The following is a 25,110-nucleotide window of genomic DNA, read 5'->3' on the forward strand; positions in this document are numbered from 1 at the left end:
CACCGTTCACGTATGCCCGTCGGCCTGGTCGTCCGAAGGCACGGCGCTCGTCCTTTGAACCGCCGGACCGGATGCCACGTATGAGTCACCGTGGGTGGCGCCGCGTCACCCGCTGTACCGCCAGGCGGTGCAGGGGCCGGCAGGTGCGGGCCCCTCCGGGACCGCGCCGCGTGGCGACCACCGAGGTGGCGGCCGCGTGGCGCGCATGCGGTACCACCGGGAGAGAGGGCCGAACGATCTCAAGCGATGCGAGCCGTGCCGCCGGCGGCGTTCTCGACATGCCCGCCACCGTGAGGCGGGGAGACGCGGTGCGCGAGGCGAACGTTCGGCGGCAGGTGCCGGGTCTGGACGGACTTCGCGGTTTGGCGGCGCTGTACGTGCTCCTGTTCCACTGCTGGCTGTACACCTTCCCCGGCTACCCCGACAGTTCGGCTCCCCGGTGGCTGGACGGGCTGATGTTCGGCCGTATCGCCGTGGTCTTCTTCCTGGTGCTGTCAGGCTTCTCCCTGGCCGTCTCTCCGGCGCGCAACGGCTGGCGACCGGGCGGCGTCTCGCGTTTTCTGCGCCGGCGGGCCTGGCGCATCCTGCCTCCCTACTGGGCGGCGCTCGCGTTCAGCCTGGTGATCTCCTGGCTCGTGGTGCCTGCTTCGCATGTGGGACCACCGACCGGCCGATCGATTCTGGTGTACGGCCTGGTCGCCCAGGACGTGTTCACCGCGCCGACTCCGAACGGCGCGTTCTGGTCGATCGGCGTGGAGGCGGAGCTCTATCTCCTCTTTCCGCTCCTTCTGTTCGTCCGGCGGCGGCTGGGTGCCGTGGTGCTGCTCACGGCCGCGCCCCTCCTCGTCGCCGTCTGCGGCCTGACGGCGGCCGGGGCGACGCCGGTGGAGGGCGACAACTGGCTCACTCCGCATCTCGCCCCCGTCTTCGTGGCCGGTCTGGTGGGCGCGGGAATCGTCGTCGCGTCGGACAGGGTCCGTCGCCTGCCCTGGCATCGGCTCGCCGCCGTGGCCGCCACACCGGTCCTGACTCTGGTCGCCGTCAAGGGACCGGTGTGGACGGTGAACCACTACTTCTGGGTGGATCTGGCCGTCGCCCCCGCCATGACGATGCTCCTGGCCGCGGTCGCCACCGGGAAACCCGCCCGTCTTGTACGGCTTCTGACCACCCGACCCGTTCGAGGTCTCGGTGACTGCTCGTACAGCCTCTACCTCATCCATCTGCCGATCGTCATGACCGTCGTCAGGAGGATCGCCCCGGAGTTCGTCTCCCCCGGCCTGCCCACGTTCTGGTTCACCCTCGCCGTGGCACTGCCCGCCTCGCTGTCGGGGGCGTGGCTGTTCGCCAGGATCTTCGAGATGCCTTTCAAGCGGAACCGGTCCTGGAAGTCCTTGCTCGCGCCGGTGCGTTCACAGCCGGGCGGGGGCAACGAGCGTCGGCCCGGCATACGTTCCGGCCGGCCGTCCCCCCAGCCGTCGGGCGGCTCGCCCGGGCGCATCGGCCCGTAGTCCGGCGGACCGGAGTACAGGCGGGCGGCGCCCGCCGGTGTCCGGGCCGGCCGCCATGAGGCGTGCTCCCCGGGCCGGGGACCGCGGCCGGGTCGTCCTCAACGGTGTCCGTCCGGGGTCAGAGCAGCGATGCGGTGACCTCGGCAAGGCTCCGCCGGTACTCCGGGTCGTACGCCTCGGCCGCCGCCCGGCCCTCCTTCTCGCCGTCGAAGTACCGCCCCGTGACGCCTGCCAGTTCGGGCGCGTCCACCAGGCGGCGGGTGGCCGCGACGCCCTGCTCGAGGGTGTCGACGACGTCCATCCCGGAACGCCGGGACATCGTGGTGGGCATGAAGGACGCGGGGTGGAGGCTGTTGACGGTGATACCGCTGTCGGACAGTTCCCCCGCAAGGTCGAACCCGTGGCAGATGAGTGCCAGCTTGGAGCGGCAGTAGGCGGCGACGTCCGTGTACTCGCGGGTGTGTCCTGGATCGTCGAAGTCGAAGGGCTCCTGGCCGACGGACGCCACGTTCACGATGCGGGAGGGCGCGGAGCGGCGCAGCAGCGGGAGCAGTTCCCGGGTGAGCACGACGGGCGCCAGGTAGTTGACGGCCAGACGCAGTTCGTGCCCGTCGGCGGACGTCTGCCGGCGAGTGCCCTCCGCATGGAAGCCGACGCCGGCGTTGTTGACCAGTACGTCCAGCCGGTCGTGCCGGGCGGCGACGTCCGCGGCGAGGCGCCGGACCCCGGCGAGCGAGGAAAGGTCGGCCCGGTAGGTCTCACCGCCGGTGGCCGCGGCCACTTCCCGGAGGCGTTCCTGATCACGGCCGTGCAGGAGGAGGGTGTGCCCGCCGTCGGCGGCGAGGTCCTCCGCGAGAGCGCGGCCGAGTCCGTCGGAGGCGCCGGTGATGAGGATCGTTGCCATGTCGTACACCTTTCTGATCCGGGGACACCACGGGTGCCGCCCGGCGGAGGACGGGAGCCGGCAGCGGGACGAGGGGCGGACCTGTACGCCGCTCACCGGGTGCGGGCCGGTGCTTCCCCTGCCATGTCGCGGGTGCTCCCCGACCCCGTCCGGGCCGCTGCCCGGGCGGGTGAGGAGCCGCCGGTTGACCGGCGGCGGAACGCTCCCGACCATAGGCAGCACAGCCATCAGCAAACCAATAGGAATTCCGAGATGTCTCATCAGAATGCCGATGGAAATGGTCCCCGGCGGGACGACGGTGGGCCGGCCGCACCGCAGGTCCGCCCACCGTCCACCGCCGGAGACGGGCCCCTGGACCTCGGCCTGCTGCGCACCTTCCTCGCCGTGCACCGGGCCCGGTCCCTCACCACGGCGGCCCGGGTGCTGGGCATCTCCCAGCCCACCGTGACCGCACAGGTGCGCACCCTGGAGCAGCAGCTCGGCCGGCAGCTCTTCGAACGACTTCCGCGCGGTGTGGCGCCGACCGGCGTGGCCGACGAACTGGCCGGGCGGATCGCCGGACCGCTGGACGCGCTGGCGGAAGTCGCCGACCGCGGCCGCGAGGGCCTGGAGGCGCCGCCCGAACCGGTGCATCTGGCGGGCCCGGCGGAGATGCTGAGCGTCCGGGCACTGCCCGTGCTGGCACCGCTCGCGGCTCGGGGCATCCCGCTGCGCATCACCACCGGACTCGCCGAGGAGCTGCTCGAGGGCCTGCACGGCGGTCGCTTCGACCTCGTCCTGTCGGCGGTGCGGCCGCGCGGCCGCACCCTGGCAGCGGTCCCGCTCATGGACGAGGAGTTCGTGCTCGTGACGACACCGGGGCATGCCGCCGGAATCGGGCCGCTCACCTGCGAGGACGCCGGCCCGTTGAGCGAGGTCCCGCTGGTGGCGTACGCCGAGGACCTGCCGATCCTGCGCCGGTACTGGCGCCATGTCTTCCGCACCCGCCTGACCGCCCGGCCCGCCGTCGTCGTGCCGGATCTGCGCGGTGTGCTCGCCGCCGTCGTCGCGGGCGCGGGCGCGACGGTGCTGCCTCGCTACCTGTGCGAGGCGGAGCTCGCGTCCGGCGCGTTGGTGGAGTTGCTGACGCCGGAGGATCCGCCCATCAACACCGGCTTCCTGGTGGCGCGGGCGGGCGCGCCCGACCGCCCGCCGGTCGAGGCGGTGCGCGAGCGACTCCTCGAGGCGGCCCGCTCCTGGTGACCCGCGCAGAGCTCAACACCCGTGTCGCACAGGGGCATCGGCCGGATCAGGGGCCTTCCGCGGCCCTTTCGGAGACGGTGTCCACGCCTCCTTCAGGGACAACGCCCTGCCCGGGATGTCCAGAACCTGCCGCCGGGGCGGGAGTCCTTGAGCACCTGGCGGGCCGTGAGCCGACCGGACGTGGCGTTGGTGCCCGCGCCGGGCCAGGTCGCGGCGCCGGTCAGATACAGCCCGGGGATCGCCGTGCGGTAGCCGCTGTGGCCGGGCATCGGCCGGAAGAGGAAGTTCTGGGAGAGGTGGTGGCTGCCGGCAGTGCTGTCACCGCCGACAAGGTTCGGATCGGCCGCTTCGAGGTCCTGAGGGGTGTATGCCGTGACGCAGGCGATCCGTGATGTGCCGCCGGGGGCATAGCGCTCCAGCTTGGCCAGCACCCTGTCGGTCATCGGTTCGACCGCCTCGGGCCAGCGCGTCTGCCGGATGGTGCCCGCCGCGTCGCCGGAGATGACCGGGGGCACGGTGCGGACCTGGATCCACACGACATGGCGGCCCGCGGGGGCCCGGGTCGGGTCCACTGCGGAGGTCTGCCCCACGACGAGCAGCGGTTCCGCGGGCAGCAGGCCCGACAGGGACTCGATATAGGTACGCGCCAGATCGCCGACGTACGGTGCCACGTGCACGTATCCGAAGCCGGACAGCTCGTCCCCCGCGGCCCAAGGGAGCGGCCCGTCCAGCGCGAGGTGCACCATCATGGTGCCGGGGCCGTACCGGTAACGGCCTGATGCGCGGCGTACCGGCGCGGGCACCTGCCCGGGCTCCAGCAGTCGCTGATAGAGGGCGGCGGGCCCGACGTCCGCGATCACGGCGCGACGCGCCGCAGCCGTGCTGCCGTCGACGCAGCGCACCCCCACGGCTCGGCCGTTCCGGCACAGCACGCGGTCCACCTCGGCACCGGTGCTGATCTCGCCACCGTGCTCGGCCAGCAGGGCCCCCAAGGCCTGCGGCAGCCGCTGGGCGCCTCCCTCGACCACGGACATACCGTTCTCCATGTCGGCGAACAGCTCCAGCAGCGGGAACATCGCGCCGCCGGCCACGTCGGGGCCGAAGTCCAGATGCATGCCCCAGCAGGCGGCCATGGCACGCGCCTCCCGGGTGGTGAACCAGGTCTCGCCGAGCTCCCGGGTACTCATCAGCAGGGTGTGGGTGAGTTCCGCCGCGCCGCGCACGCCCCGGTGGCGCAGCAGGCTCAGTACCTGCCGGACGGCGGCGACCGAGGGCACGGCACTTCCGTAGAGGCCGAACAGGTACGGGGCGAATCGCCTGTACTGCCGATAGAGGCCGGCGAAGCCCTCGGCGTCCCCCGCGCTGTGCGCGGCCAAGTGCCCGAGGGTGCGTTCGTAGTCGGAGTGGACGCGCAGGCTCAGCCCGTCCGGGAAGGCGTTGGCATACGGCCGGCCGGTGGTGCGGAACCGCAGCCCGTGCCGGGCCAGACCGGAAGCGAAGTCGGCGTACGCCCTGGATCCGAGGAACAGGTTCTGGTTGGTGGAGTACAGGTCGTGCACGAACCCGGGGAGCGTGGCCTCACCTCCGGCGATGGCGCCGCCCACGGCCGCGTTGCGCTCCAGCACGGCCACCGACCAGCCCGCGCGTGCCAGGTACAGGGCCGCCACAAGCCCGTTGTGACCACCGCCGACGACGATCGCGTCGTAGGAGTCCGCCGGGGTCATCGCCGGGGCCTCCTGCCACGCTCTCTCGCCGGGGCCGTGCCCGCGCCGGCGCCGAAGGCCGCCCGGGCGCCGGCCGTGGCCCGTACGTCCGTGTCGGCCCGGGATCTCCCCGCACACGCCTCGGCGTCTTCCCTGGTGCTCATGAGCGAGTCCGCGATCGAAAGCGCCGCTGCTCCTCTCCGTCTGCCCCTATTGCAGTGTTCCTCGCGTCCCGGCGGCCCGCGACATCACCGGGGCCCACTGAGCCCCGTCCCGCACGACGGCGGTGAAGCTACGGGGTGGGTCTTTCCCGCAATGCGTGCGCGGGACCCTGAACCGGGCGAATGCGGTCGATCGAAGCGGGTCGCCCCTGGGCCGCCCCACCCGGCTGCTGAGGTGGGAAAACGCTTTGACGAACCCTGTGGCGTAGGGCGATAGTTGCGTGCCGAATCAAACCCAGTGGTTCGGCGCGTGCATCAGGGGGAGAGCGTGCAGGCCGAAGATCAAGACGTCCGATCCGCGTACGACTCGGCGCATGTCCAGTTGCTCGCGGGCCGGTTCGCCCAGGCGCGGCGCACGGCCACGGAAGCGCTGACGGCGGACGGGCCCAGCGCCCGTCTCTACCTGGTGCTGGGGCAGGCCCATGCGGCCGAGGACGACGACGATCACGACGACCGGGCCGAAGCGGCCTACCGGGAAGGCCTGAAGGCGTTCCCCGACGACCTCGATCTGCTCGCGGCGTACGCGGAGTTGTGTCTGCGCAGCGACTACATGGACCGGCCGGCCAGGCACCGGCGCGGCCCCGAACTCGACGCACGACTCCGCGAGTTGGCACCCGGATCGCCACAGGCGCTGCGCATCGAGCAGATCTCGGCGGGCAAGGCGGTGAATGGCCCCAGGCCGCCGTCGCCGGTGCGCACCCAGACGCACGACGCCCGCCTCGTGCTCGCGGCCGTGGGCGATCCCGTCTCGGCCGCCGCGCAAGCCCGTGCCCACGCTCAGAGCCGGCCCGACGACAACCGCTTGGCCACGGTCGCCGAAACCCTCACCGCGCTCGCCCGCCCCGGCCGCGCGCCACTGCGCTGGATGGTGCGCTTCCCCCAGCACACGCTGCTGATCCGCGCGGCCCTGTGTGTCGTTGTGCTCCTGGCCGTACCCGCACTCCACTGGAACAGCTGGGCGCGCATGGCGGTCGTGGTCACCGTCGTCCCCACGGCTCTGCTCCAGTCCCTGCTGCGCCGGGCACGCCACCGTGCCGGCACCCGGCCCTCCGCCACCCACGCCGAACCCGTCGGTGTCCCGGACTTCCCCGTACTGCCACCGGTCCCGGCCGCCTCGTCCCGGGAGACAGCGGTGGCGGTCCTCGCGCTCGCCACCGTGATGGCGGCGCTGGTGGGGTCGGGCATCTGGGGCTACGAGCAGTACGCCGCCTACCCGCGCTACACCTTTGCGGCGCCGGACCGCGTCCAGGGCTACGAACGGCTGGAGGACACGTCGCTCCAGCAGTTCTTGGAGGGGGTCGTGAACGAGGACACGGGGGGCAGCGATGCCACGACCTTCACCTACGTGTACGGAAAGAGGGAGAACGAACGCCTGTCCGTGATCACGGTGTTCGGCGCGGTCGGCGACTTTCACGAGATGACGCCCGACGCGCTCGGTTCCATCCAGGACGGTCTCCGGTCGGGCCTCACCACCACGGGTCTGGCCGCCGGCAAGGTCTGGTCCGCCGACCCCGGCCGCCTCGGCGGCAGCCTGCGGTGCCTGTCGTACGACGCGATCGACAACCAGCGGCTCACCGCCTGCACCTGGGGGGACAAGGGCAGTTTCGGCACCGTCGTGTCACCCGACTCGGGCGCGGGCCACGAGGCCGCGGCGGACCTCACCCGAGCGGTTCGGGAGGCGGTTCTGCACCAGGGGACTCCCGCCGACTCCGTCTGAACGAACCGTGGTTCGCGCCCGGCGTCCGGCGCACCGAGGGCAACAGCGGAACACCCTTCCGTGCTACCGGGCGCGGCGGGCCGTGCTGAAGCGACGCCGGTACGCGGCGGGGCTGATGGACAACTCCCGTGCGAAGACCCGTCGGAGACTCTCGTAACTCGGGAACCCGGCCAGGGATGCCGCCTGTGTCGCGGTGTGCCCCTGGTCGAGCAGAGCCTTCGCGATGTCGAACCGGATGGACTCGACGTAGCGGGCCGGTGTGGTGGACAGCTCTTCCCGGAACAGCCGCGTGAGATGGCGGGGACTGAGGTTGAGATGCGCGGCGAGTTCGGCGAGGGAGTGGTTCCCCGCGGGATCCGCCATCACCAGGTCGACGACGGTGCGCAGGGCCGGGGACCGGGGCGGCGGGCCCTGCAGGGGCGCGGAGAACTGTGACTGGCCGCCCGCGCGTTGCAGATACACCACCAGAGCCCGGGCGACGTCCCGGCTCAGATCAGGACCGTGGTCCTCCTCGACGAGAGCCAGCGCCAGGTCGATGCCGGCGCTGACGCCCGCCGAGGTGTACGTGGTGCCGTCGCGCACGTAGATGGCATCGGGCTCCACACGGATCTTCGGGTGCCGGCCGGCCAGTTCGCGTGTGATCTTCCAGTGGGTGGTCGCACGCTTGCCGTCCAGTAGGCCGGCGGCGGCGAGGACGAACGCTCCGGAGCAGACGGACGTGACCCGCCCGGACCGGACCGCCAGCTCCCTCGTCGCCTCGATCAGATCCCGGGTGACGGGAGTTCTGGGATGGACGACCCCGCCCGGCATCACGAACGTGTCGGGATCCGGCTCGGAGGCGGGGCTGCCGTCGACGGCGATCCGGATGCCGACGGACGAGGCGACGTCGGCACCGGTCGTCGACAGCAGGTCGATCCGGTAGTCGGCGCCGAGCCGGTTCGCCTCCCCGAACACCTCTGCGGGACCGGCGACGTCCAGCAGTGCTACCCCGTCGTAGACGAGGATCGCGACCCGATGCGTTGCGGAGTTCACAGTCCTGTCCTCAGGTGTCCGGTTCCTCGGGTGTCCCGCTTTCAGGGCGGACTTCTCGGGTGTCTGGATTCGGGTGGTTCATGGCCGGACCGAGGCGGCGGCGAAGGCCGTGCGGTCGGCATCGTGGAGAACAGAGTCACCGCCCAGTGTTCACCACCACATCGAAAGCGTCACCGTCATGACCGACATCATCGCAGCAGTGGAAATACCCGAGACCGCAGCAGTGGCGGAGGCCACCCGTTTTCTCCGTGAAACGACCAGCCCTCTCATCTTCCATCACTCCCGGCGTGTTTTCCTCTTCGGTTCTCTTCACGCACGCGAGCTCGGCCTTGAGCCCGATCCGGAGCTGCTCTACATATCCGCGATGTTCCACGACGCGGGGCTTTCCGTCCCGTTCTCCGACGTGGAGCAGCGCTTCGAACTGGACGGCGCCGACCACGCGCGCAAGTTCCTGCTCGACCGCGGGTTCCCGAAGAGCGCCGCCGACGTCGTCTGGACGGCGATAGCACTGCACACGACGCCGGCGATTCCCGGCCGGATGGGCCCGGAGACGGCTGCCACGAACTTCGGCGTACTGACCGACGTGCTCGGCTGGGGACTGGACGGACTGGACGGCGGCCAGGTGGAGGAAATCGTGGCCGCCCATCCGCGCGAACAGTTCAAGAAGGGATTCCTGCAGGCATTTGTCGACGGGCTCGAGCATCGTCCTGACACCACGTACGGGACGGTCAACGCGGATGTGCTGGAACACTTCGTTCCGGGTTTCCGCAGCAGGACCATGGTCGAGCGCGTCATTGAAGCGCCCTGGCCGAATTGATGCCGAAGAAGCCGGAGGCAATACGACGACACCCGTCGTTTCCGGCCGCACCCATCGTCGTCCTGGACGGTCCGCCACCTTCACCGTGCCGACGTTCACCACCGTGGTGATGATGGCGACAGCGAGCGCACCGTCGACGCTCCATCCGCTGTATCGGGAACGCTGGGATTTCTCGGTCACCAGGGTCACCGTCGTCTTCGCCGTGTACGTCGGGGGGCTGCTCGGCGCCCTGATGACGGTCGGGTCGCAGAGTGACCGCCTCGGACGCCGCCCGGTGCTGATCACCGCGCTCCTGATCCGCCGTCTTCTGGACGGCCGACGGCGTCCCGTCCCTGGTCGTCGCGCGGGTGCTGCAGGGTGTCGCCACTGGAACGGCCATGAGCGGTCTGGCCGCCGGGCTGGTCGAGTCCTCTCCCCCGGGACGCCCGTACATGGGCCCCGCCGACGGACTCGACATCGCGGCGTTGTTCCTGTCCGGCGGCGCGGGAGGCGTCTGGTCCTGCGGCACACAGCACGGTCCGCCACGGTGCTGGGAGCGGTCCTCCTGGCCATGGGGGCGGCGGGACTTGCGGTGGCCATCACATCGTTGCGTCACCGATCGCCTTTGCGTCCGGATCGGTCATGGCGGGGCCGGGGGCCGGTCCGACGTTCAACGGCAGCCTGCGCGGCATCGCGGAGGTCACCACTTTGGACTCGCGATCCGGGGTGTTCTCGGCCCAGGCCGAGGAATCCGTCGGCCGTGCCCGGCCGTACGGGCCCCGCCCGGCCGGCGCACGCGTGCCGGACACCACACCCGCGAGAGCACACGACACGCGGTGAAAACCCGCTGACACGAACCGATACGTTCACCTTCGGAAGACCGGACAGAGGAGCACACATGCAAGCCATCACCGCCTCGGACCGCGACGCCGGCGTCAGCGGGCTGACCCTCACCGACCTGCCGCATCCCCATGCCGCCGAGAACGACGTCATCGTGCGGGTGCACGCCGCGGGATTCACCCGTGGGGAACTCGACTGGCCAGGAACATGGTCCGACCGCGCCGGCCGCGACCGCACTCCGAGCGTGCCAGGGCACGAGGTCTCGGGTGTCGTGGCGGAGCTCGGGTACGGAACCACCGGCCTCACCGTCGGCCAACGGGTCTTCGGACTGACCGACTGGGCCCGCAACGGCTCGCTCGCCGAGTACGTCGCCGTGGAGGCCCGCAACCTCGCCCCGCTTCCCGCGGATGTCGACCACACGGTGGCGGCCGCGCTGCCGATCTCCGGACTGACCGCCTGGCAGGGCCTGTTCGACCACGCGCGGATCGCGACCGGCCAGACCGTCCTGATCCACGGCGCCGCGGGGGCCGTCGGATCCATCGCGGTACAACTCGCGCTGGAAGTGGGGGCCCGGGTCGTGGGCACCGGCCGGTCCGCCGACCGGGACGCCGTCCTCGCTCTGGGTGCGCATACGTTCCTGGACCTCGATGCCGACCGGTTGGCGGACGCCGGCGAGGTCGATGTGGTCTTCGACGTGATCGGCGGCGACATCCTCGCCCGCTCGGCCGCACTCGTCCGCGCCGGCGGCACACTCGTCACCATCGCCGAGCCGCCCACCGTCCGGCCCAAGGACGGACGGGCGGTGTTCTTCGTGGTGGAACCCGACCGCGCCCGCCTCGCGGACCTGGTGCAACGGCTCCGGGACGGACGGCTCGGTGTACGCATCGGCGCGGTCCGCCCGCTGACCGAGGCAGCCGCCGCCTTCGCTCCTGATCGGCGTATCCCCGGCAGAACGATCATCCGGGTCACCGAGGACTGAGGCCACGGTCGGGTCCTGAGCCGGCCGCCCGGCTCGAGTACACGCACCACGCGGCTCGGGCCCGTCGGGAATCCGTCGGGTCCCGGCTCCGGCCTGGTGAACCGTCGACGCGGGCCCGGTCCTTCCGGTCTCCGCACCACGCCTCGCACAGGGGGCGCCCGGGTGCTGCCGTCCCGCAGAACCCGGGCGTTCCGCCCCGGCGCCTCACGATGAGTCAGAACCCGGGCGCTGCCCCGTGTCTCACGATGAGTCGGAACTCGGACGCCCGCCCCGCGCCTCACGGTGAGCCGGACGGCCCGACCATCCTTGGCAACGGCAGCCACTCCCAGGGCGGCCATCCCGCTGAGGATCAACACCGCGGCGAACGCCAGCTGTGCGTGCACAAACCTGATCACTGCCACATCCCCCGCCCCCGTCGGTATGCGTATCTGCTTACTGCTGGGGAGCTTCGTGCGCTCATCCGCGGGACATCCGCCAGACGTCCGCCTCGGAGCGTGGGGGCCGCCGCTATCGGTTCCAGCCCTGCCCGACCGGACGGTGAGAAGTGGAAATCCCGGTGACCCGCAGCGGGATCTCCCGAACCAGCACTCCGCAGCCCCGGACCGGGACGTCCGGACTCGGTACCGGCTGAGCGGTGCGGTGCCGCTCAGGGGTTGGCGCTGAGCGAACAGGGCCTTTCGACCCTTGCTTTCGACCTACGAAGCCGTCGGCGCGAGGAGTCCGCCCACGGCAGTACCCCGGACTCCGGACAACCGACCTGACCGATCAGACCCGGGAGCGGCGCGAGAACCGGCACCAACGGTTGTCGTCGGGGTCCCCCAGGGCCGTACGGAGGGCGATCGAGTCGCCGCTGCGGACGTAGTCCAGGTCGTAGAACTCCTCGCCGATCTTCAGGTCGAAAGTCTGCGGGGTGACCCCTTTGTCCCCCGCGTAGAGGTACCAGGTCCCGTGGCCGACTGCCAGGCGCTTCACGGCCCCGGAGACCAGCGCGTAATCCATCGGGAAATCCCGGACGGTGAACGTGCGGTCCGCTTCGACCGTGAGAGTCGATCCGCAGTCGCTCGTCCAGTGACCCAGGACGTCCGCCGCTCCTACGTGCGGCAGCGCCTTCGGGGCGCCACCGCAGGCGCCGGCCAGCAGAGCGAGTGCCATGGCCCACAGGGCGCTCGCCTTTCGAACCCTCACCACGTCCCACTTCCCGTACCGGCACCGGCTGTCCAGGGCCCGACCGCTGCCGCCGACGGCGATCAGTCGGACAAGCATGCACCGCCCTCCGACGGCCCTGGCAGCCTGCCAGCCGTGATCAAGGTCACCGCGGGTGCCACGACCGTGCGGAACAAACAGCCGCAGGCACAGGTAGGACGGCCGGCTTCTCGCCGAAGTCCCGGGCCGCCCCTGCCTCCAGTCCTCAACAGACCGGTGGCAGTCTCCCAGCACTCCCCACCAACCGAGTTTCGGGGTGAGCACCTGCCTACCGCTTTCCCGGCCAAGTGCGTGGCACGAGGCGGCGGCGACCTGCCACCCCGGCGGTGCTGGTCCCACCGCCCCGGACTCGGACCTCGACAACGCGGAAGCCATCGCAGGGGCCCGCTCGCGCCTGCCCGCTACAGGGGCCGTGCCGACGACCCGGGGTGAGCACTGGCTTTGTCAGGGCAACATGCAGGCCGCCAACGCCGTACGAGCCGGCGTGGACATCAAGTCGTCCATGCCGTACGCAGGTGGCTGGGCGGTGACCACGGGTCGGCACCGTCCCTGCGACCCTCCCGGCAGTGTTCGCACGGGAGTGCCCCGCAGCGCGTGGCTGCGGGGCGCCTTGTGGCGTTTAGTCGACCATCTGCCCGTCGTACGTACCGCCCCTGCAGAGGTTGGTCCCCCAATCGACCGTTCCGCCTCCCTGCTCGCACTCACCCGGGGTGGGGCTGGCGGCGGTGGCGGTGGCGGCGCTTGTGAGGCCGATTCCGGCGAGGGCTGCCGTGGCGATGACGGCGGCGAGGATTCGTCGAATGCGCATTTGGTTCCCCTTTCACGGATTGCCTCGGTCGGGACACTAGCCAGCTTGATCTTCGCCCATGTGGGTGGCACATCATGTTGCGCCATTCAGGTGACACGGCTGTCGGGAGCGGGGCCGCTGACCCAGCCCGCCCAAGGCCTTCACGCCCGACCGGGAAGGCGGGTCGGACGGCCGCGCGATGGTGGCTCCGGGGGTGGGGACGGTCTGCATGACGTGACCCGCCGGACACGCTCCTGGCGGTGCCTTTCGGGTACACGCCGAGTTCCTCAAGGACGGAGACGAGGCCACGAACGCCAGGATGTCAGCCCGCCTGGGACAACACGGCCGAGCCGTCCAAGATCCCGTCCACACGCCGTCCACGCACCCTGAGACGAGACGTTCGAACGCGAGACGGAGTAATACAGTGCCTCGATCACGGGGGTGCATGACTAAGGGCCCGTGACCTGCTGAAACAACAGGTCACGGACCCTTCGTCTCCGTGTGGCGGAGCCAGGATTCGAACCTGGGAAGGCGAAGCCGGCAGATTTGCAGACCGTGCCAGGGCCATGCCCTGACCTGCCGCTTCCCGACCCGGGGGTGCTCCCGCCCCACACCCGTCCCACCGGGGACGCCGCTGCGAGCGAAGCGCGTCCAAAGGTAAGTTCGAGTGCCGACTCGCCGAATGACGTCACGTCACAATCGCCTGCGCCGCCTTTAAGCGCAGCAAGGACATCTTCCATACTGCCGACACGGGGAGGCCGACCGAGGGGGACCGGTGGGGGTTGGACGGGCAAGACGGCTGACGGCATGTGGCGTGCTCTTCCTCGCTCTCGCCGGTTGCACCAACGGGGAACACGGACGAGACGCGCGCCGTCACACCACCCCGGTCCGCTCATCGGCTGCTGCGGCGCCGACAGCGGTCGCGGGTCCAGCCCGTCCGGTGGAGGCGGCAGCAAGGCTCGGGCCGACGGACGGCGCCCTAGCCGACTGGCTCAGCACGACAACCCTCCCCGACAAAAGTCCCCGACCGCCCAAGGAGGCGGTGGTGGTCGTCCGCCGGGGCAGCAAGGGCATCAGGGACTTCGGGTGGATCTCGGGCGACAGCTACTGCCTCGGCTACAGCCACGAGGTCGCACACTCGATCACCTGCGGCCCCTACGACGACAACACCGCCACCCCCTCCACACCCTCGGCGGACTACACCCCCGCGCCGGCGGTCAGCCGGGTGGAAGGGCTCACCGACCGCCTCCCGTCACAAGACACGCCCAACCAGTACTACTACACGCTCGCTGTGATCCTCGACGACGCCGGCCCCTTCCGCCTCACCGGAGACGACGACCGAGGCGTCCTCTACCAGGCCAGAGCCGTAATGAAGCCGGACCGCGCAGTCACATTCGTGGAGTGGGGCTACTTCGGCCCAGAGATACCGCTGCACGCCAAAATCTGCAGCACCTCGAGCCACCAATGCATCACCGACTTCGACTGACGGCCCAGGAACCAGTAGTAGTTGTCGTCGGTCTGCGGCAGGGACCTGCGGTAACCGCCGCCGGACTTGGGAGCGTCGAGAACAACCGTCCCCCGACCTCTGCCGGCGCCTCAGGTCAACGGACTGCCCGACTCACCGGAAGCTCATGGGGCCATGATCACTCGCACCAAAGCAGCTCCCGGCCAAAGTCGTTCCACCGACCGCGTGGTCCGGCTACTCAACTCCACATGATCACTCGATCACTTGACCGGGTGCTGCCAGGCAGCCCGTCCCACCCACAGACTCGGGACGCGAGCACTACAGAGATCAGGCTGATCGCGAGATCGATTCCGTTCAGCCCACTCCAAGCGGACTGCGTCACGACTCGGATCTCGTCCGTGTCCCCCGAGGGATACCGGCTACAGGCGCTCGCCGCCGGTGGCGTCGATGATTTGGCCCGTGATCCACCGGGCGTCATGGGAGGCGAGAAAGGCGACGACGTCGGCGATGTCGGCGGGTTCACCGACGCGACCGAGGGCGCGCGACGCGACGACGGTGGCCATGGCTTCGGAGTTGCCGCGCAACCAGTCGGCGTTCATGTCGGTGTCGGTGGTGCCGGGGCGGACGGCGTTGACGGTGATGCCGCGTGGGCCGAGGTGCTGGGCGAGCGGGAGCGTCAGGGCTTCGAGGGCTCCCTTGGTCATGGTGTATCCGATGATGCCGGGGATGGGGACGCGGGTGGCGCCTGAGGAGATGTTCACGACGTGTCCGCCGTTGGCCAGGCGCGGCAGGGCGGCCTTGATGATCAGGAACGGCGCGGTGGCGTTGATCTGCTGCTGGCGGATGAAGTCCTCGGCGGCGAACTCCTCGATGACGCCGTTCACGACGACCCCGGCGTTGTTCACCAGCACCCGCACGGGCGCGTCGCGCAGCGCGCCCGCGGCCGCGTCGTAGGAAGCCCAGAAGGCGGTGCCGGTGTCGGGTTCGGCGAGGTCGGCGGCGAAGGAGAACGCCGTGCCGCCGGCCGCGGTGATCTTCTCGACGACGTCGGCCGCGGCGGCCGAGTCCTGGCGGTAGTGAACTGCGACGGTGTAGCCGTCGGCGCCGAGACGGCCGGCGATGGCCGCCCCGATGCCGCGGCTGGCGCCGGTGACAACAGCGATGCCGTCGGACTTACGAGCGTCGAGCGCTTCGATGTCGCGCAGGTCGGTGTCAGACATGATGCCTTCCTGTCGCCCTGGATCGGGCGGTGCTGGGTGCTGGTGGCGACGCGCCCGCGCTCTTGTCGCGCGGCTGTCGCGGAGGGGGAACCTCGGCTCCGCGAGTTATATTCCGAGTGGGATAGAAGTCGCCGCGTCGGCTGTGCGGTCGTGCCTCACGCGGCCTCAGGTGGCCACCGGCAGCAGGTGCCGACGCACCGAGGCAGGGCGGGCCGAACACCGAGTCGACACGGCGTCGCCATGCCCTTCGGCCGCGCAATGACGTCGTCCCATACGACCGAGCCTCGGCTCCGGCCCGAACCACGGACTGTGTGTACTCGGATGGCGATCGACCTGCACCGACGCCTTCGATGAACCTCCGCGGGGACTGCCGCCGCGAGTAGGGTTCGAGGACACAAGGCTTCTGTTCCAATCGGTACATAATTCACCACCGGCTGCTCGGGGGTGGAGTACGCTGCACGCATGGCTGGTTCGCGGAACGCCGTCATGGGTCGGCCTCGGGAATTCGACATCGACGAGGCACTTGAGCGCGCCATGCAGGTGTTCTGGGAACGGGGATACGAGGGGGTCAGCCTCACCGACCTGACCAAGGCGATGGGCATCACGAAGCCCAGCCTGTACGCAGCCTTCGGTGACAAGAGGGAGCTGTTCCGCAAAGCGCTGGAGCGCTACACCGAGGGCCCGGCCGACTACGGGACGCGCGCCCTGGAGGAGCCGACCGCACGAGGCGTGGCCGCGGCGATTCTCCACGGAGCGGTTCGGACGACGACGCGCCCCGGCGGCCCTGCGGGATGCATGGGCGTGCAGGTCGCGCTGGCGTCGAGCGAAGCGGGGCGGCCCGCGCACGACATGCTGGTCGAGTGGCGGAACGCTTCGGCCCTACGCGTTGAGGAGCGGTTCCAGCGGGCCGTCGACGAGGGCGATCTGCCGCGCGACGCCGACCCCCGACGGCTCGCCCGATATGTCATGACGGCGGCGTTCGGCATCGCCGTCCAGGCCGCCAGCGGCCTCGGCCGCGACGAACTCCAGGACATCGCCGACATGACGCTGGAGTGCTGGCTGCCAAATGGCGTGCGAGGCACGCACACGGGCGTTCCGGCTGGTACTGCATAGGGACCGCTGCGGCCCGTCGCCCGGATCCAGTTCCGTCGCGGCCGCCCGAACCTCGCCCATCGAGTGCCGCTCGTCGCTGATTCCGGACGGGTTCATTCCGGCCTTCTCCAGCGCGTCCGCCAGGTCCCGCAGCAGACGGGCGAGGCGCTTCGGGTCACCTGCGTATGCCATATCACTCCCGCCCGCGATTCGGCGGCAGATGTTGCATGGGGTCGCAACACCGCCCTCCGCTCTGCTGCCCGACCAAGGTGATCGGCTTCACCAACGTGGCACAGACGTGTCCGAACGAGGGGGGAACGGCGGGGAACCACGGGGACGAGACCAGCAGTGACCCGAAAAAAGATCAGCCCCCGACCAATTCGCAGGTCAGGGGCTGATCTTCTCAGCGTGGCGGCGCCAGGATTCGAACCTGGGAAGGCGAAGCCGGCAGATTTACAGTCTGCTCCCTTTGGCCACTCGGGCACACCGCCGGGGATTGCCGCCGCGGGGCCGCTTTTCCGCGGTGCCCCTTGGCAACGACGTAAACGATACCTGATGCAGGGGGGTGCTTCGCCACCGGATAGATCGGCGTCCTGAGGGGGCGAGGTGGCTAGGCTTAGCCGGATGCGGCCCGGGATCGACTCCGGGCCGGGCGGCCGCGCTCCCGCACGCCGATACGCACCGATCCATCCCGATACAAGGAGCCACAGGACATGGCCGACTCCAGTTTCGACATCGTCTCGAAGGTCGAGCAGCAGGAGGTCGACAACGCCCTCAACCAGGCCGCCAAGGAGATCTCACAGCGTTACGACTTCAAGAACGTCGGCGCCTCGATCGCCTGGTCCGGCGACAAGATCCTGATGCAGGCCAACTCCGAGGACCGGGTGAACGCCATCCTCGACGTCTTCCAGTCGAAGCTGGTCAAGCGAGGGGTCTCCCTGAAGTCGCTGGACGCCGGTGAGCCCCAGCTCTCCGGTAAGGAGTACAAGATCTTCGCGTCGATCGAGGAAGGCATCTCCCAGGAGAACGCGAAGAAGGTGGCGAAGATCATCCGTGATGAGGGCCCGAAGGGCATCAAGGCTCAGGTCCAGGGCGACGAGTTGCGCGTCAGCTCCAAGAGCCGCGACGACCTGCAGGCCGTGATCGCTCTGCTCAAGGGCCAGGACTTCGACTTCGCGCTGCAGTTCGTCAACTACCGGTAGATGACCGGGCGGTACGAGGAAGGGTGGGCACCCCGGCCGGGGTGCCCACCCTTCTTTGCCGCCGGCTGCGGCTCAGGGGTGCTCAGCGCCGTGAGTCACCGAACAGAACGCGGTAGATGATCAGCAACACCAGCGAGCCGCCGATCGCGGCCGCCCAGGTGGGCCCGTCGTAGAAGTGCTTGCTGATCGGGTGGTGCAGCCAGCGCGACGAGATCCAGCCGCCGATGAAGGCGCCCGCGATGCCGATGAGGGTCGTGCCGATGAAACCGCCGGGGTCCTTGCCCGGCAGCAGGAACTTGGCGATGGCGCCCGCCAACAGCCCCAGAACGATCCAGCCGACAATGCCCATGCCGTGAACCTGCCTCTCCGCGCTGTGCCTGTGCTGTGCTCCTGCTCCGGCCAGGCCGTGTTCATTCCTTGACGCTGCCCGTCGTGACGGCCGCACTCGCCCCTGCTCTCCGTGTGCGGGTCCGTCGTCGGAGAGGACGCCTCCGCCGCAGTGGCCGGTTGCAGCGCTCAGTATGGTTCGCCCCATGACACAGTCCGGGGCACAGCAACCCGATGGCCTGGAACTTCGCCGGATCCTCGGCGTCGGGGACGCCGTCGTCATCGGCCTGGGTTCGATGGTCGGGGCCGGGATCTTCGCGGCCCTGGCCCCCGCGGCGCAAGCAGCCGGTTCCGGCCTGCTGATCGGACTCGCCGTCGCCGCCGTGGTCGCCTACTGCAACGCCTCGTCCTCGGCGCGGCTGGCCGCCCTGTATCCCGCATCGGGCGGCACATATGTCTACGGGCGCGAGCGGCTGGGGGTCTTCTGGGGGTATCTGGCGGGCTGGTCGTTCGTCGTCGGGAAGACCGCCTCCTGTGCGGCGATGGCGCTCACCGTCGGCGCCTACATGTGGCCGGGCCAGTCGCACGTGGTGGCCGTCGCCGCGGTGGTGGCCCTGACCGCCGTGAACTACGGCGGCATGCAGAAGTCCGCGCTGCTGACCAGGGTGATCGTGGCGGTCGTGCTGGCGGTCCTCGCTTCCGTAGTCGTTGTGTGTCTCGGTTCCGGGGCGGCCGACACCGCGCACCTGGACATCGGCGCCTCCGGTGGTGCCGGCGGGGTGCTGCAGGGGGCCGGGTTGCTCTTCTTCGCCTTCGCGGGGTACGCGCGGATCGCCACCCTCGGCGAAGAGGTCCGTGATCCGGCGCGCACCATCCCGCGGGCGATCCCGCTCGCGCTCGGCATCACGCTGGTCGTGTACGCGGCAGTGGCCGTCTCCGTCCTTTCCGTGCTGGGTGCCGATGGGTTGGGGCGTGCAGCTGCTCCACTGGCCGACGCGGTGCGGGCGGCGGGGGTGCCCGCTCTGGTGCCGGTGGTGCGTGTGGGAGCGGCTGTGGCCGCACTGGGCTCGCTGCTGGCACTGATCCTGGGCGTCTCGAGGACCACGCTGGCCATGGCCCGCGACCGCCATCTGCCGGGCGCCCTGGCGGCCGTGCATCCGCGCTTCAAGGTGCCGCACCGGGCCGAGCTGGCCGTGGGCGTCGTGGTGGCCGCCCTCGCCGCGACCGTGGACGTGCGCGGCGCGATCGGTTTCTCCTCCTTCGGGGTGCTGGCGTACTACGCGGTCGCCAATGCCGCTGCCTGGACGCTGCGTTCGACGCCGGCATCGCGCGTCGTACCGGCGGTCGGGCTGCTCGGGTGCGTCGTCCTGGCGTTCGCGCTGCCATGGGTGTCGGTGGGCGTCGGCGCGGGTATCCTGGGCCTGGGTGCGGCGGCTTACGGCATCCGGCGGTGGACCTCCGCGCGCCGGCCGTGAGTCGTCCCACAACCTCTGTGCGGACACGCCCTCGCGCCGGGCACGCTCTGCGTGCACACCGTCGGTCACCGCACGCGCCGTATGGATGTGCCTCCTACGAGGCGCGGGCCGTGCCCGTGCGTATCGGGAAGTCCGGCCACGGCGCCAGGTCCGTGCCGTCGTTGGACTCCTCGTACCAGCCGGTCCCTTCGAGCCAGGTGTGCAGCCAGTCCACGAGGCCGGGGGCGTCCACGTACCAGGCCTGTGCGGCGTCGTCGGTGTTCGGCTCGTAGAGCAGAACCGTGCCCTGCGGGGTGCTGCAGTCCACGCACGCATACATGCCGCATCCCCAGTGGGATATCGGCAGGACGCCCTCGGGCCACGGCCAGTCGGGGTCCTTGCGGCCGCTCGCGCGGTTCGCGAGGTACTGCGGGACGGCGGCGGGCTCGCCGGACGGCGGGCCGTCGAGCAGGGGCAACAGACCGTACGACGGGCCGAATCCACCGTCCCCTATCCGCAGATACAGGGCCGCGAGCAGCGGGTGCAGCGAGAAGCCCAGGGCCGCCTCGGCGCGGGTGAGCGCGGCCTCCTCCACGGGATCGGGGAGCGAAGCCCAGCCCCACGGCCGGATGTCGCGGGCCTGTTGCGCCACCCTGCCCAGCAACTGCTCGTACTCGGTCATGGCTTCATGATGCAGGGAGCCACCGACAACCGGCCGGCCTGTGGACAACCCGCGGGATTCATGCGGGACCAACGTCGATACGTCGTTCCGCGAGGTGGTCCGGCGGTTCCGGGAAGGGCCGCGGACGGGGCTTCCGCCAGCTCGCTCTTCGCCGTGCTCGCGAGGACGTCGTACGTGCCACGTACGGGAGTGCGCGGCTCGTACGCCCGTCAGCGCGTCGCGAACGGCTCGTCCGTGGACACGATCTCGCGCCCCAGGGGGAGCAGCGAGACCGGGATGAGCTTGAAGTTCGCGATACCGAACGGGATGCCGATGATCGTGATGCACAGGGCGATGCCGGTCACGATGTGGGCGAGGGCCAGCCACCAGCCGGCCAGGATCAGCCACAGGACGTTGCCGATGCAGGAGGGCGCACCCGCGTCACGGCGCTCGACTGTCGTATAGCCGAAGGGCCACAGCGCGTACACGCCGATGCGGAAGGCCGCGATGCCGAACGGGATGCCGATGATCGTGATGCACAGCAGCACGCCGGCGAGCAGGTACCCGAGGAACAGCCAGAAGCCGCTCAGGACCAGCCAAATGACGTTCAGGATTGTCTTCACCGGTGACGACCTGCCATCTGTTCGAGCCGGGCGATGCGCTCCGCCATCGGCGGGTGCGTGGAGAACATCTTTGCGAGTCCCTGTCCGGCACGGAAGGGGTTTGCGATCATCATGTGGCTCGCCGTCTCCAGGCGCGGCTCGGGCGGCAGGGGCAACTGCTGGGTGCCCACCTCCAGCTTGCGCAGGGCGCTCGCGAGCGCCAGCGGATCGCCGGTGAGCTGGGCCCCGGAGGCGTCGGCCTCGTACTCCCTGGAGCGGCTGATGGCGAGCTGGATGAGGGAGGCCGCGAGCGGACCCAGGAGCATGATCAACAGCAGACCGAAGATGCCGGGGCCCTCGTCGTCGTCCGAGCGGCCGACCGGGATCAGCCACGCGAAGTTCACCAGGAACATGATCACCGAGGCGAGCGCACCGGCCACGGAGGAGATCAGGATGTCGCGGTTGTAGACGTGGCTCAGTTCGTGCCCGATGACGCCGCGCAGTTCACGCTCGTCCAGGAGGCGGAGGATGCCCTCCGTGCAGCACACGGCCGCGTTGCGGGGATTGCGGCCGGTCGCGAAGGCGTTCGGCGCCTCTGTCGGCGAGATGTACAGGCGGGGCATGGGCTGACGGGCCTGGGTCGAGAGCTCGCGGACCATGCGGTACAGCGCCGGGGCCTCGAACTCACTCACCGGTCGCGCACGCATCGCGCGTAGAGCCAGCTTGTCGCTGTTCCAGTACGCGTAAGCGTTCGTGCCGATCGCTACGAGAACCGCGACGATCAGGCCCGTACGCCCGAAGAGGCTGCCGATGACGATGATGAGTGCGGACAGTCCCCCGAGGAGTACTGCGGTCCTGAGCCCGTTGTGCCGGCGGTGCACGGTACGCCCTCCAAGTGGTGCGGCAGGGGAACCCTTTGTCTGCGAATGCTGTTGACTCCACTTCTCAGTGGACCCTCCCGCACTGGTCAACGCCAGGCGGGGAGCTCAAGTTCCCTTGCGCGGGCATCGGAGCGTGTGAGCCGTCCGGGTGAACGGCGACGCCCCGCACGCGCGTGTGCGGGGGGTCGCGTACAGGGCATCCGTCAGAAAAGGCCGGTTTCCGAGAAACGCAGCACGAGCTGGGGCGCTCCGGACAGGGCGACGCCCAGGACGCCGCTCAGGGCGATGGCGGCCGTGAGGGGGGCGGGCACCCGCTGCTTCTCGGGCTCGCCCTCAGGAGCACGGAAGAGCACGGTCGTCCACTGCAGGTAGTAGAAGAGCGCGATCACCACGTTCACGGCCATCACCACGGCGAGCCAGCCGAGGCCCGCGTCGACGGCCGCGGAGAAGACGGTGACCTTGGCGAAGAGGCCGATGATGCCGGGCGGGAGGCCGGCCAGACACAGCAGGAAGAACGCCAGGAACAGGGCGGCGAGCGGGTTGGAGGCGTACAGGCCGCGGTAGTCGGTGATGCGGTTCAGGGTCCTCGTACGTCCCACGAGCGCGGCCACTGCGAAGGCGCCCAGGTTGATCGCCGCGTACATCAGGGCGTACGCCACCGTGGAGCCGATCGCCTTCTGGGCGTCCTTGGAGTAGCCGGCCGCCGCGATCGGCACCAGGAGGTAGCCGGCCTGGCCCACGGAGGACCAGGCGAGCAGGCGTACGGCGCTGTACGCGCGCGTGGCCTGCTGCCGCAGCGCCCCGACGTTGCCGACGGTCATGGTGAGGCAGGCCAGCGCGGCGAGTGCCGGGCCCCAGACGTCGGAGTAGGACGGCAGGGCGACGACGGTGACGAGGATGAGGCCGGAGAAGCCGACCGCCTTCCCCACCACCGACAGGTAGGCCGCGACCGGCAGGGGCGCGCCGACGTAGGTGTCGGGGACCCAGAAGTGGAACGGGACGGCGGCCGTCTTGAAGGCGAAGCCCACGAGGGTGAGGACCACACCCGTCTGGGCGAGAACGTGCAGCTGACCGTCCACGTGCTGGATCCGGTCGGCGATCTGCGTGAGGTAGAGCGAGCCCGTGGACGCGTAGACGAAGCTGATGCCCATGAGGCTGACCGCGGTGGCGGTGACGGACGAGAGGAAGAACTTCAGGGCCGCCTCGGAGGACCTCTTGTCGCCGTACCGCATGCCGACGAGGGCGAACGCGGGCAGGGAGGCGACCTCGAGAGCGACGACGAGCGTCGCCAGGTCCCGGGAGGCGGGCAGCAGAGCGGCGCCGGCCGCGGAGGACAGCAGCAGGAACCAGAACTCCCCCTCGGGGATCCGCCTCTTGGCGTCCTCGAGGACCGTGACGGACAGAAGCGCCGCGAGGAGGGCGCCGCCGAGCACGAGGAACTGGATGACGAGGGTGAAACGGTCCGCCGTGTAACTGCACAGGTGCGGGTCGCCGGCCAGGCAGAAGGTGGCCCGGTCGCCGTCGAGGAGCGGCAGCAGCATGAGCGCCGCGACCGCGAGACCGGCCACGGAGACCCAGCCGAGGAGGGCCTTCCTCCGCTCGTCGAGGAAGAGGTCCGCGACGAGGACGACGAGCCCGACGACGGCCGCGATGGTGGGCGGCGCGATGGCCAGCCAGTCGACGGACTGGACGAGGGTACTCATCGGGTGCCTCCTGCGAGGAGTTGCTGCACGGCCGGGTCGGTCAGGCCGAGGAGGGCCCTGGGCCACAGGCCGGCGACGACGGTGAGGGCGACGAGCGGCGTCCAGGCCGCGAGTTCGTACGTGTGTACGTCGGCGAGCTGCGGGGCGTCCTGCGGGGCGGCGCCCATGCACACCCTCCGCACCACGATGAGCATGTACGCGGCGGTCAGCAGGGTGCCGAACGCGGCGATCGACATGAATGTCAGGAACGCCGGGCGGCTGAGATCCGCGGCGGGCTTGAACGCGCCGAACATCGCGAGCATCTCACCCCAGAAACCGGCCAGCCCCGGCAGGCCCAGCGACGCCACCGCGCCGAAGGCGAGCAGACCGCCGAGTCGGGGAGCCTTGCCGTAGAGGGCGGCGCCGGACTTCTCGGCGAGGGTGTCGAGGTCGGTGGTGCCGGTGCGGTCCTTCAGCGCGCCGACCAGGAAGAACAGGAGGCCTGTGATGAGGCCGTGGGCGATGTTGGCGAAGAGCGCGCCGTTCACGCCGGTCGGGGTCGTCGACGCGATCCCGAGCAGCACGAAGCCCATGTGGCCGACGGAGGAGTAGGCGATGAGCCGCTTGAGGTCGCCCCGCGCACCGCGCTTGGCCAGGGCCAGACAGGCCAGGGATCCGTACACGATCCCGACGACGGCGAACGCGGCGAGGTACGGCGCGAAGGTGTGGAATCCGTCGGGCGCGATCGGCAGGATGATCCGGACGAACCCGTACGTACCCATCTTCAGCAGGACACCGGCCAGCAGCACCGAACCGACGGTCGGCGCCGAGGTGTGGGCGTCCGGCAGCCAGCTGTGCAGCGGCCACATCGGCGTCTTGACCGCGAGCCCGATCCCGATCGCCAGAACGGCGATGACCTGCACGGATGCGGTGAGTGACCGGCCGTTGTCAGTGGCGAGTGCCACCATGTCGAACGTGCCCGCCTTGAGGCCGATCAGGAGCAGGCCGAGCAGCATGACGACGGAGCCGAGCAGCGTGAAGAGGATGAACCTCCAGGCCGCCTGGGTCCGCCCCTCGCCGCCCCAGCGGGCGATGAGGAAGTACATCGGGATGAGCACCATCTCGAACGCGAGGAAGAACAGCAGCAGATCGAGGACGGCGAAGGTCGCGAGGGTGCCGGACTCGAGGACGAGCACCAAGGCGACGAAGGCCTTCGGGGACGGGCCCGCAGGCATCTTGAAGTACGAGTAGAGCGCGCAGAGGAAGGTCAGCAGCGCGGTCAGGACCAGAAGGGGGAGGGAAATGCCGTCGATGCCGAGGTGGATCCGCACATCGAGTGCGGGGATCCAGCTGATGTCGGTGGTGGCCTGCATCTTCGACGGATGGTCGTGGTCGAAGCCGAGCGCCAGGACGATCGCCGCGATGAGCACGACACCGGTGACGGTCACGCCGTGCCGCAGCACGGCCTGCTCGGGCGACTTCCCCTTCAGCCCGGGCGGCGCCGGCAGAAGGGCCGCGAGCGCGCCGATGAGCGGCACGACGACGATGAACGCCAGAAGGATCTGCATCACGGACTCGCTGATATCGATCAC

21 protein-coding genes, 1 tRNA gene and 1 pseudogene are annotated in these 25,110 nt (G+C 70.2%); 10 read left to right on the top strand and 13 right to left on the bottom strand.

Annotation, left to right across the window (positions count from 1 at the left end; all coding sequences use genetic code 11):
* Positions 1 to 278: 278 nt before the first annotated feature.
* Positions 279 to 1,508, top strand: a complete 1,230-nt coding sequence (locus tag RCR19_RS15815) for an acyltransferase (protein WP_331265726.1) — start codon at positions 279 to 281, stop codon at positions 1,506 to 1,508.
* A 118-nt stretch (positions 1,509 to 1,626) separates the two neighbouring features.
* Here RCR19_RS15815 and RCR19_RS15820 read toward each other — a convergent pair whose 3' ends face one another.
* Positions 1,627 to 2,412 carry an SDR family NAD(P)-dependent oxidoreductase gene (locus tag RCR19_RS15820; protein WP_331265727.1) on the bottom strand — a complete coding sequence of 262 codons (786 nt, stop codon included), beginning with the start codon at positions 2,410 to 2,412 and terminating at the stop codon, positions 1,627 to 1,629.
* A gap of 252 nt (positions 2,413 to 2,664) precedes the next feature.
* Between RCR19_RS15820 and RCR19_RS15825 the strand changes: the two genes are divergently transcribed.
* Positions 2,665 to 3,654 carry a LysR family transcriptional regulator gene (locus RCR19_RS15825; RefSeq protein ID WP_331265728.1) on the top strand — a complete coding sequence of 330 codons (990 nt, stop codon included), beginning with the start codon at positions 2,665 to 2,667 and terminating at the stop codon, positions 3,652 to 3,654.
* A 92-nt stretch (positions 3,655 to 3,746) separates the two neighbouring features.
* On the opposite strand, the gene RCR19_RS15830 is transcribed toward RCR19_RS15825, so the two are convergent.
* On the bottom strand, positions 3,747 to 5,378 hold the full coding sequence (locus RCR19_RS15830; RefSeq protein ID WP_331265729.1) for an NAD(P)/FAD-dependent oxidoreductase: 1,632 nt from the start codon (positions 5,376 to 5,378) through the stop codon (positions 3,747 to 3,749).
* Positions 5,379 to 5,846: 468 nt separating this feature from the next.
* Here RCR19_RS15830 and RCR19_RS15835 point away from each other — a divergent pair, with 468 nt between their 5' ends.
* Positions 5,847 to 7,295 carry a hypothetical protein gene (locus tag RCR19_RS15835; RefSeq protein WP_331265730.1) on the top strand — a complete coding sequence of 483 codons (1,449 nt, stop codon included), beginning with the start codon at positions 5,847 to 5,849 and terminating at the stop codon, positions 7,293 to 7,295.
* A 63-nt stretch (positions 7,296 to 7,358) separates the two neighbouring features.
* On the opposite strand, the gene RCR19_RS15840 is transcribed toward RCR19_RS15835, so the two are convergent.
* Positions 7,359 to 8,327: a GlxA family transcriptional regulator gene (locus RCR19_RS15840; protein ID WP_331265731.1), complete on the bottom strand. Its 969-nt coding sequence runs from the start codon at positions 8,325 to 8,327 to the stop codon at positions 7,359 to 7,361.
* Positions 8,328 to 8,505: 178 nt separating this feature from the next.
* On the opposite strand from RCR19_RS15840, the gene RCR19_RS15845 reads away from it, so the two are divergent.
* Both RCR19_RS15845 and RCR19_RS15850 read left to right on the top strand, forming a co-directional pair.
* Positions 8,506 to 9,144, top strand: coding sequence for an HD domain-containing protein (locus RCR19_RS15845; RefSeq protein WP_331265732.1), 639 nt, complete (start codon positions 8,506 to 8,508; stop codon positions 9,142 to 9,144).
* A gap of 877 nt (positions 9,145 to 10,021) precedes the next feature.
* Complete coding sequence (locus tag RCR19_RS15850; RefSeq protein WP_331265733.1) at positions 10,022 to 10,942, top strand: NADP-dependent oxidoreductase; 921 nt, start codon at positions 10,022 to 10,024, stop codon at positions 10,940 to 10,942.
* Positions 10,943 to 11,707: 765 nt separating this feature from the next.
* Here RCR19_RS15850 and RCR19_RS15855 read toward each other — a convergent pair.
* On the bottom strand, positions 11,708 to 12,205 hold the full coding sequence (locus tag RCR19_RS15855) for a hypothetical protein (protein ID WP_331265734.1): 498 nt from the start codon (positions 12,203 to 12,205) through the stop codon (positions 11,708 to 11,710).
* Between the two features lie 241 nt (positions 12,206 to 12,446).
* Between RCR19_RS15855 and RCR19_RS15860 the strand changes: the two are divergent.
* Positions 12,447 to 12,659, top strand: a pseudogene (locus RCR19_RS15860) (DNA primase); the annotation flags it as partial.
* A 105-nt stretch (positions 12,660 to 12,764) separates the two neighbouring features.
* Here RCR19_RS15860 and RCR19_RS15865 read toward each other — a convergent pair.
* Positions 12,765 to 12,953, bottom strand: coding sequence for a hypothetical protein (locus tag RCR19_RS15865; protein ID WP_331265735.1), 189 nt, complete (start codon positions 12,951 to 12,953; stop codon positions 12,765 to 12,767).
* Between the two features lie 1,024 nt (positions 12,954 to 13,977).
* On the opposite strand from RCR19_RS15865, the gene RCR19_RS15870 reads away from it, so the two are divergent.
* A complete protein-coding gene (locus tag RCR19_RS15870) occupies positions 13,978 to 14,418 on the top strand; it encodes a hypothetical protein (RefSeq protein WP_331265736.1) in 441 nt (146 codons plus the stop codon).
* 398 nt (positions 14,419 to 14,816) lie between these two features.
* Here the strand turns inward: RCR19_RS15870 and RCR19_RS15875 are convergent, their stop codons facing one another.
* Positions 14,817 to 15,617, bottom strand: coding sequence for an SDR family oxidoreductase (locus RCR19_RS15875; protein ID WP_331265737.1), 801 nt, complete (start codon positions 15,615 to 15,617; stop codon positions 14,817 to 14,819).
* Positions 15,618 to 16,079: 462 nt separating this feature from the next.
* On the opposite strand from RCR19_RS15875, the gene RCR19_RS15880 reads away from it, so the two are divergent.
* Complete coding sequence (locus tag RCR19_RS15880; RefSeq protein WP_331265738.1) at positions 16,080 to 16,730, top strand: TetR/AcrR family transcriptional regulator; 651 nt, start codon at positions 16,080 to 16,082, stop codon at positions 16,728 to 16,730.
* A gap of 388 nt (positions 16,731 to 17,118) precedes the next feature.
* Here the strand turns inward: RCR19_RS15880 and RCR19_RS15885 are convergent.
* Positions 17,119 to 17,200: transfer RNA gene (locus RCR19_RS15885), tRNA-Tyr, on the bottom strand.
* A gap of 222 nt (positions 17,201 to 17,422) precedes the next feature.
* Here RCR19_RS15885 and RCR19_RS15890 point away from each other — a divergent pair.
* Entirely contained in the window at positions 17,423 to 17,911 is a 489-nt protein-coding gene (locus RCR19_RS15890) for a YajQ family cyclic di-GMP-binding protein (RefSeq protein ID WP_331265739.1), read from the top strand.
* Between the two features lie 82 nt (positions 17,912 to 17,993).
* Here the strand turns inward: RCR19_RS15890 and RCR19_RS15895 are convergent, their stop codons facing one another.
* A complete protein-coding gene (locus RCR19_RS15895) occupies positions 17,994 to 18,260 on the bottom strand; it encodes a GlsB/YeaQ/YmgE family stress response membrane protein (RefSeq protein ID WP_059133360.1) in 267 nt (88 codons plus the stop codon).
* Positions 18,261 to 18,444: 184 nt separating this feature from the next.
* On the opposite strand from RCR19_RS15895, the gene RCR19_RS15900 reads away from it, so the two are divergent.
* The gene (locus tag RCR19_RS15900) at positions 18,445 to 19,713 is read left to right on the top strand and encodes an APC family permease (protein WP_331265740.1); all 1,269 of its coding nucleotides are present in this window, start codon (positions 18,445 to 18,447) and stop codon (positions 19,711 to 19,713) included.
* 94 nt (positions 19,714 to 19,807) lie between these two features.
* On the opposite strand, the gene RCR19_RS15905 is transcribed toward RCR19_RS15900, so the two are convergent.
* From RCR19_RS15905 to RCR19_RS15925, 5 genes are all read right to left on the bottom strand, one after another.
* Complete coding sequence (locus RCR19_RS15905; protein ID WP_331265741.1) at positions 19,808 to 20,374, bottom strand: SMI1/KNR4 family protein; 567 nt, start codon at positions 20,372 to 20,374, stop codon at positions 19,808 to 19,810.
* Positions 20,375 to 20,583: 209 nt separating this feature from the next.
* The gene (locus RCR19_RS15910; protein ID WP_331265742.1) at positions 20,584 to 20,976 is read right to left on the bottom strand and encodes a YccF domain-containing protein; all 393 of its coding nucleotides are present in this window, start codon (positions 20,974 to 20,976) and stop codon (positions 20,584 to 20,586) included.
* The gene (gene htpX / locus RCR19_RS15915; RefSeq protein ID WP_331265743.1) at positions 20,973 to 21,836 is read right to left on the bottom strand and encodes a zinc metalloprotease HtpX; all 864 of its coding nucleotides are present in this window, start codon (positions 21,834 to 21,836) and stop codon (positions 20,973 to 20,975) included. Before htpX ends, RCR19_RS15910 begins: the two co-directional genes overlap by 4 nt.
* 203 nt (positions 21,837 to 22,039) lie before the next feature.
* Positions 22,040 to 23,539 (bottom strand): NADH-quinone oxidoreductase subunit N, encoded by a 1,500-nt coding sequence (locus RCR19_RS15920; protein ID WP_331265744.1) that lies wholly within the window; start codon positions 23,537 to 23,539, stop codon positions 22,040 to 22,042.
* Entirely contained in the window at positions 23,536 to 25,110 is a 1,575-nt protein-coding gene (locus RCR19_RS15925; protein WP_331265745.1) for an NADH-quinone oxidoreductase subunit M, read from the bottom strand. The genes RCR19_RS15920 and RCR19_RS15925 overlap by 4 nt, the downstream gene beginning before the upstream one ends.

Origin of the sequence: Streptomyces sp. WAC07094 (assembly GCF_036320405.1) — a bacterium.
Taxonomy (GTDB): domain Bacteria; phylum Actinomycetota; class Actinomycetes; order Streptomycetales; family Streptomycetaceae; genus Streptomyces; species Streptomyces lannensis.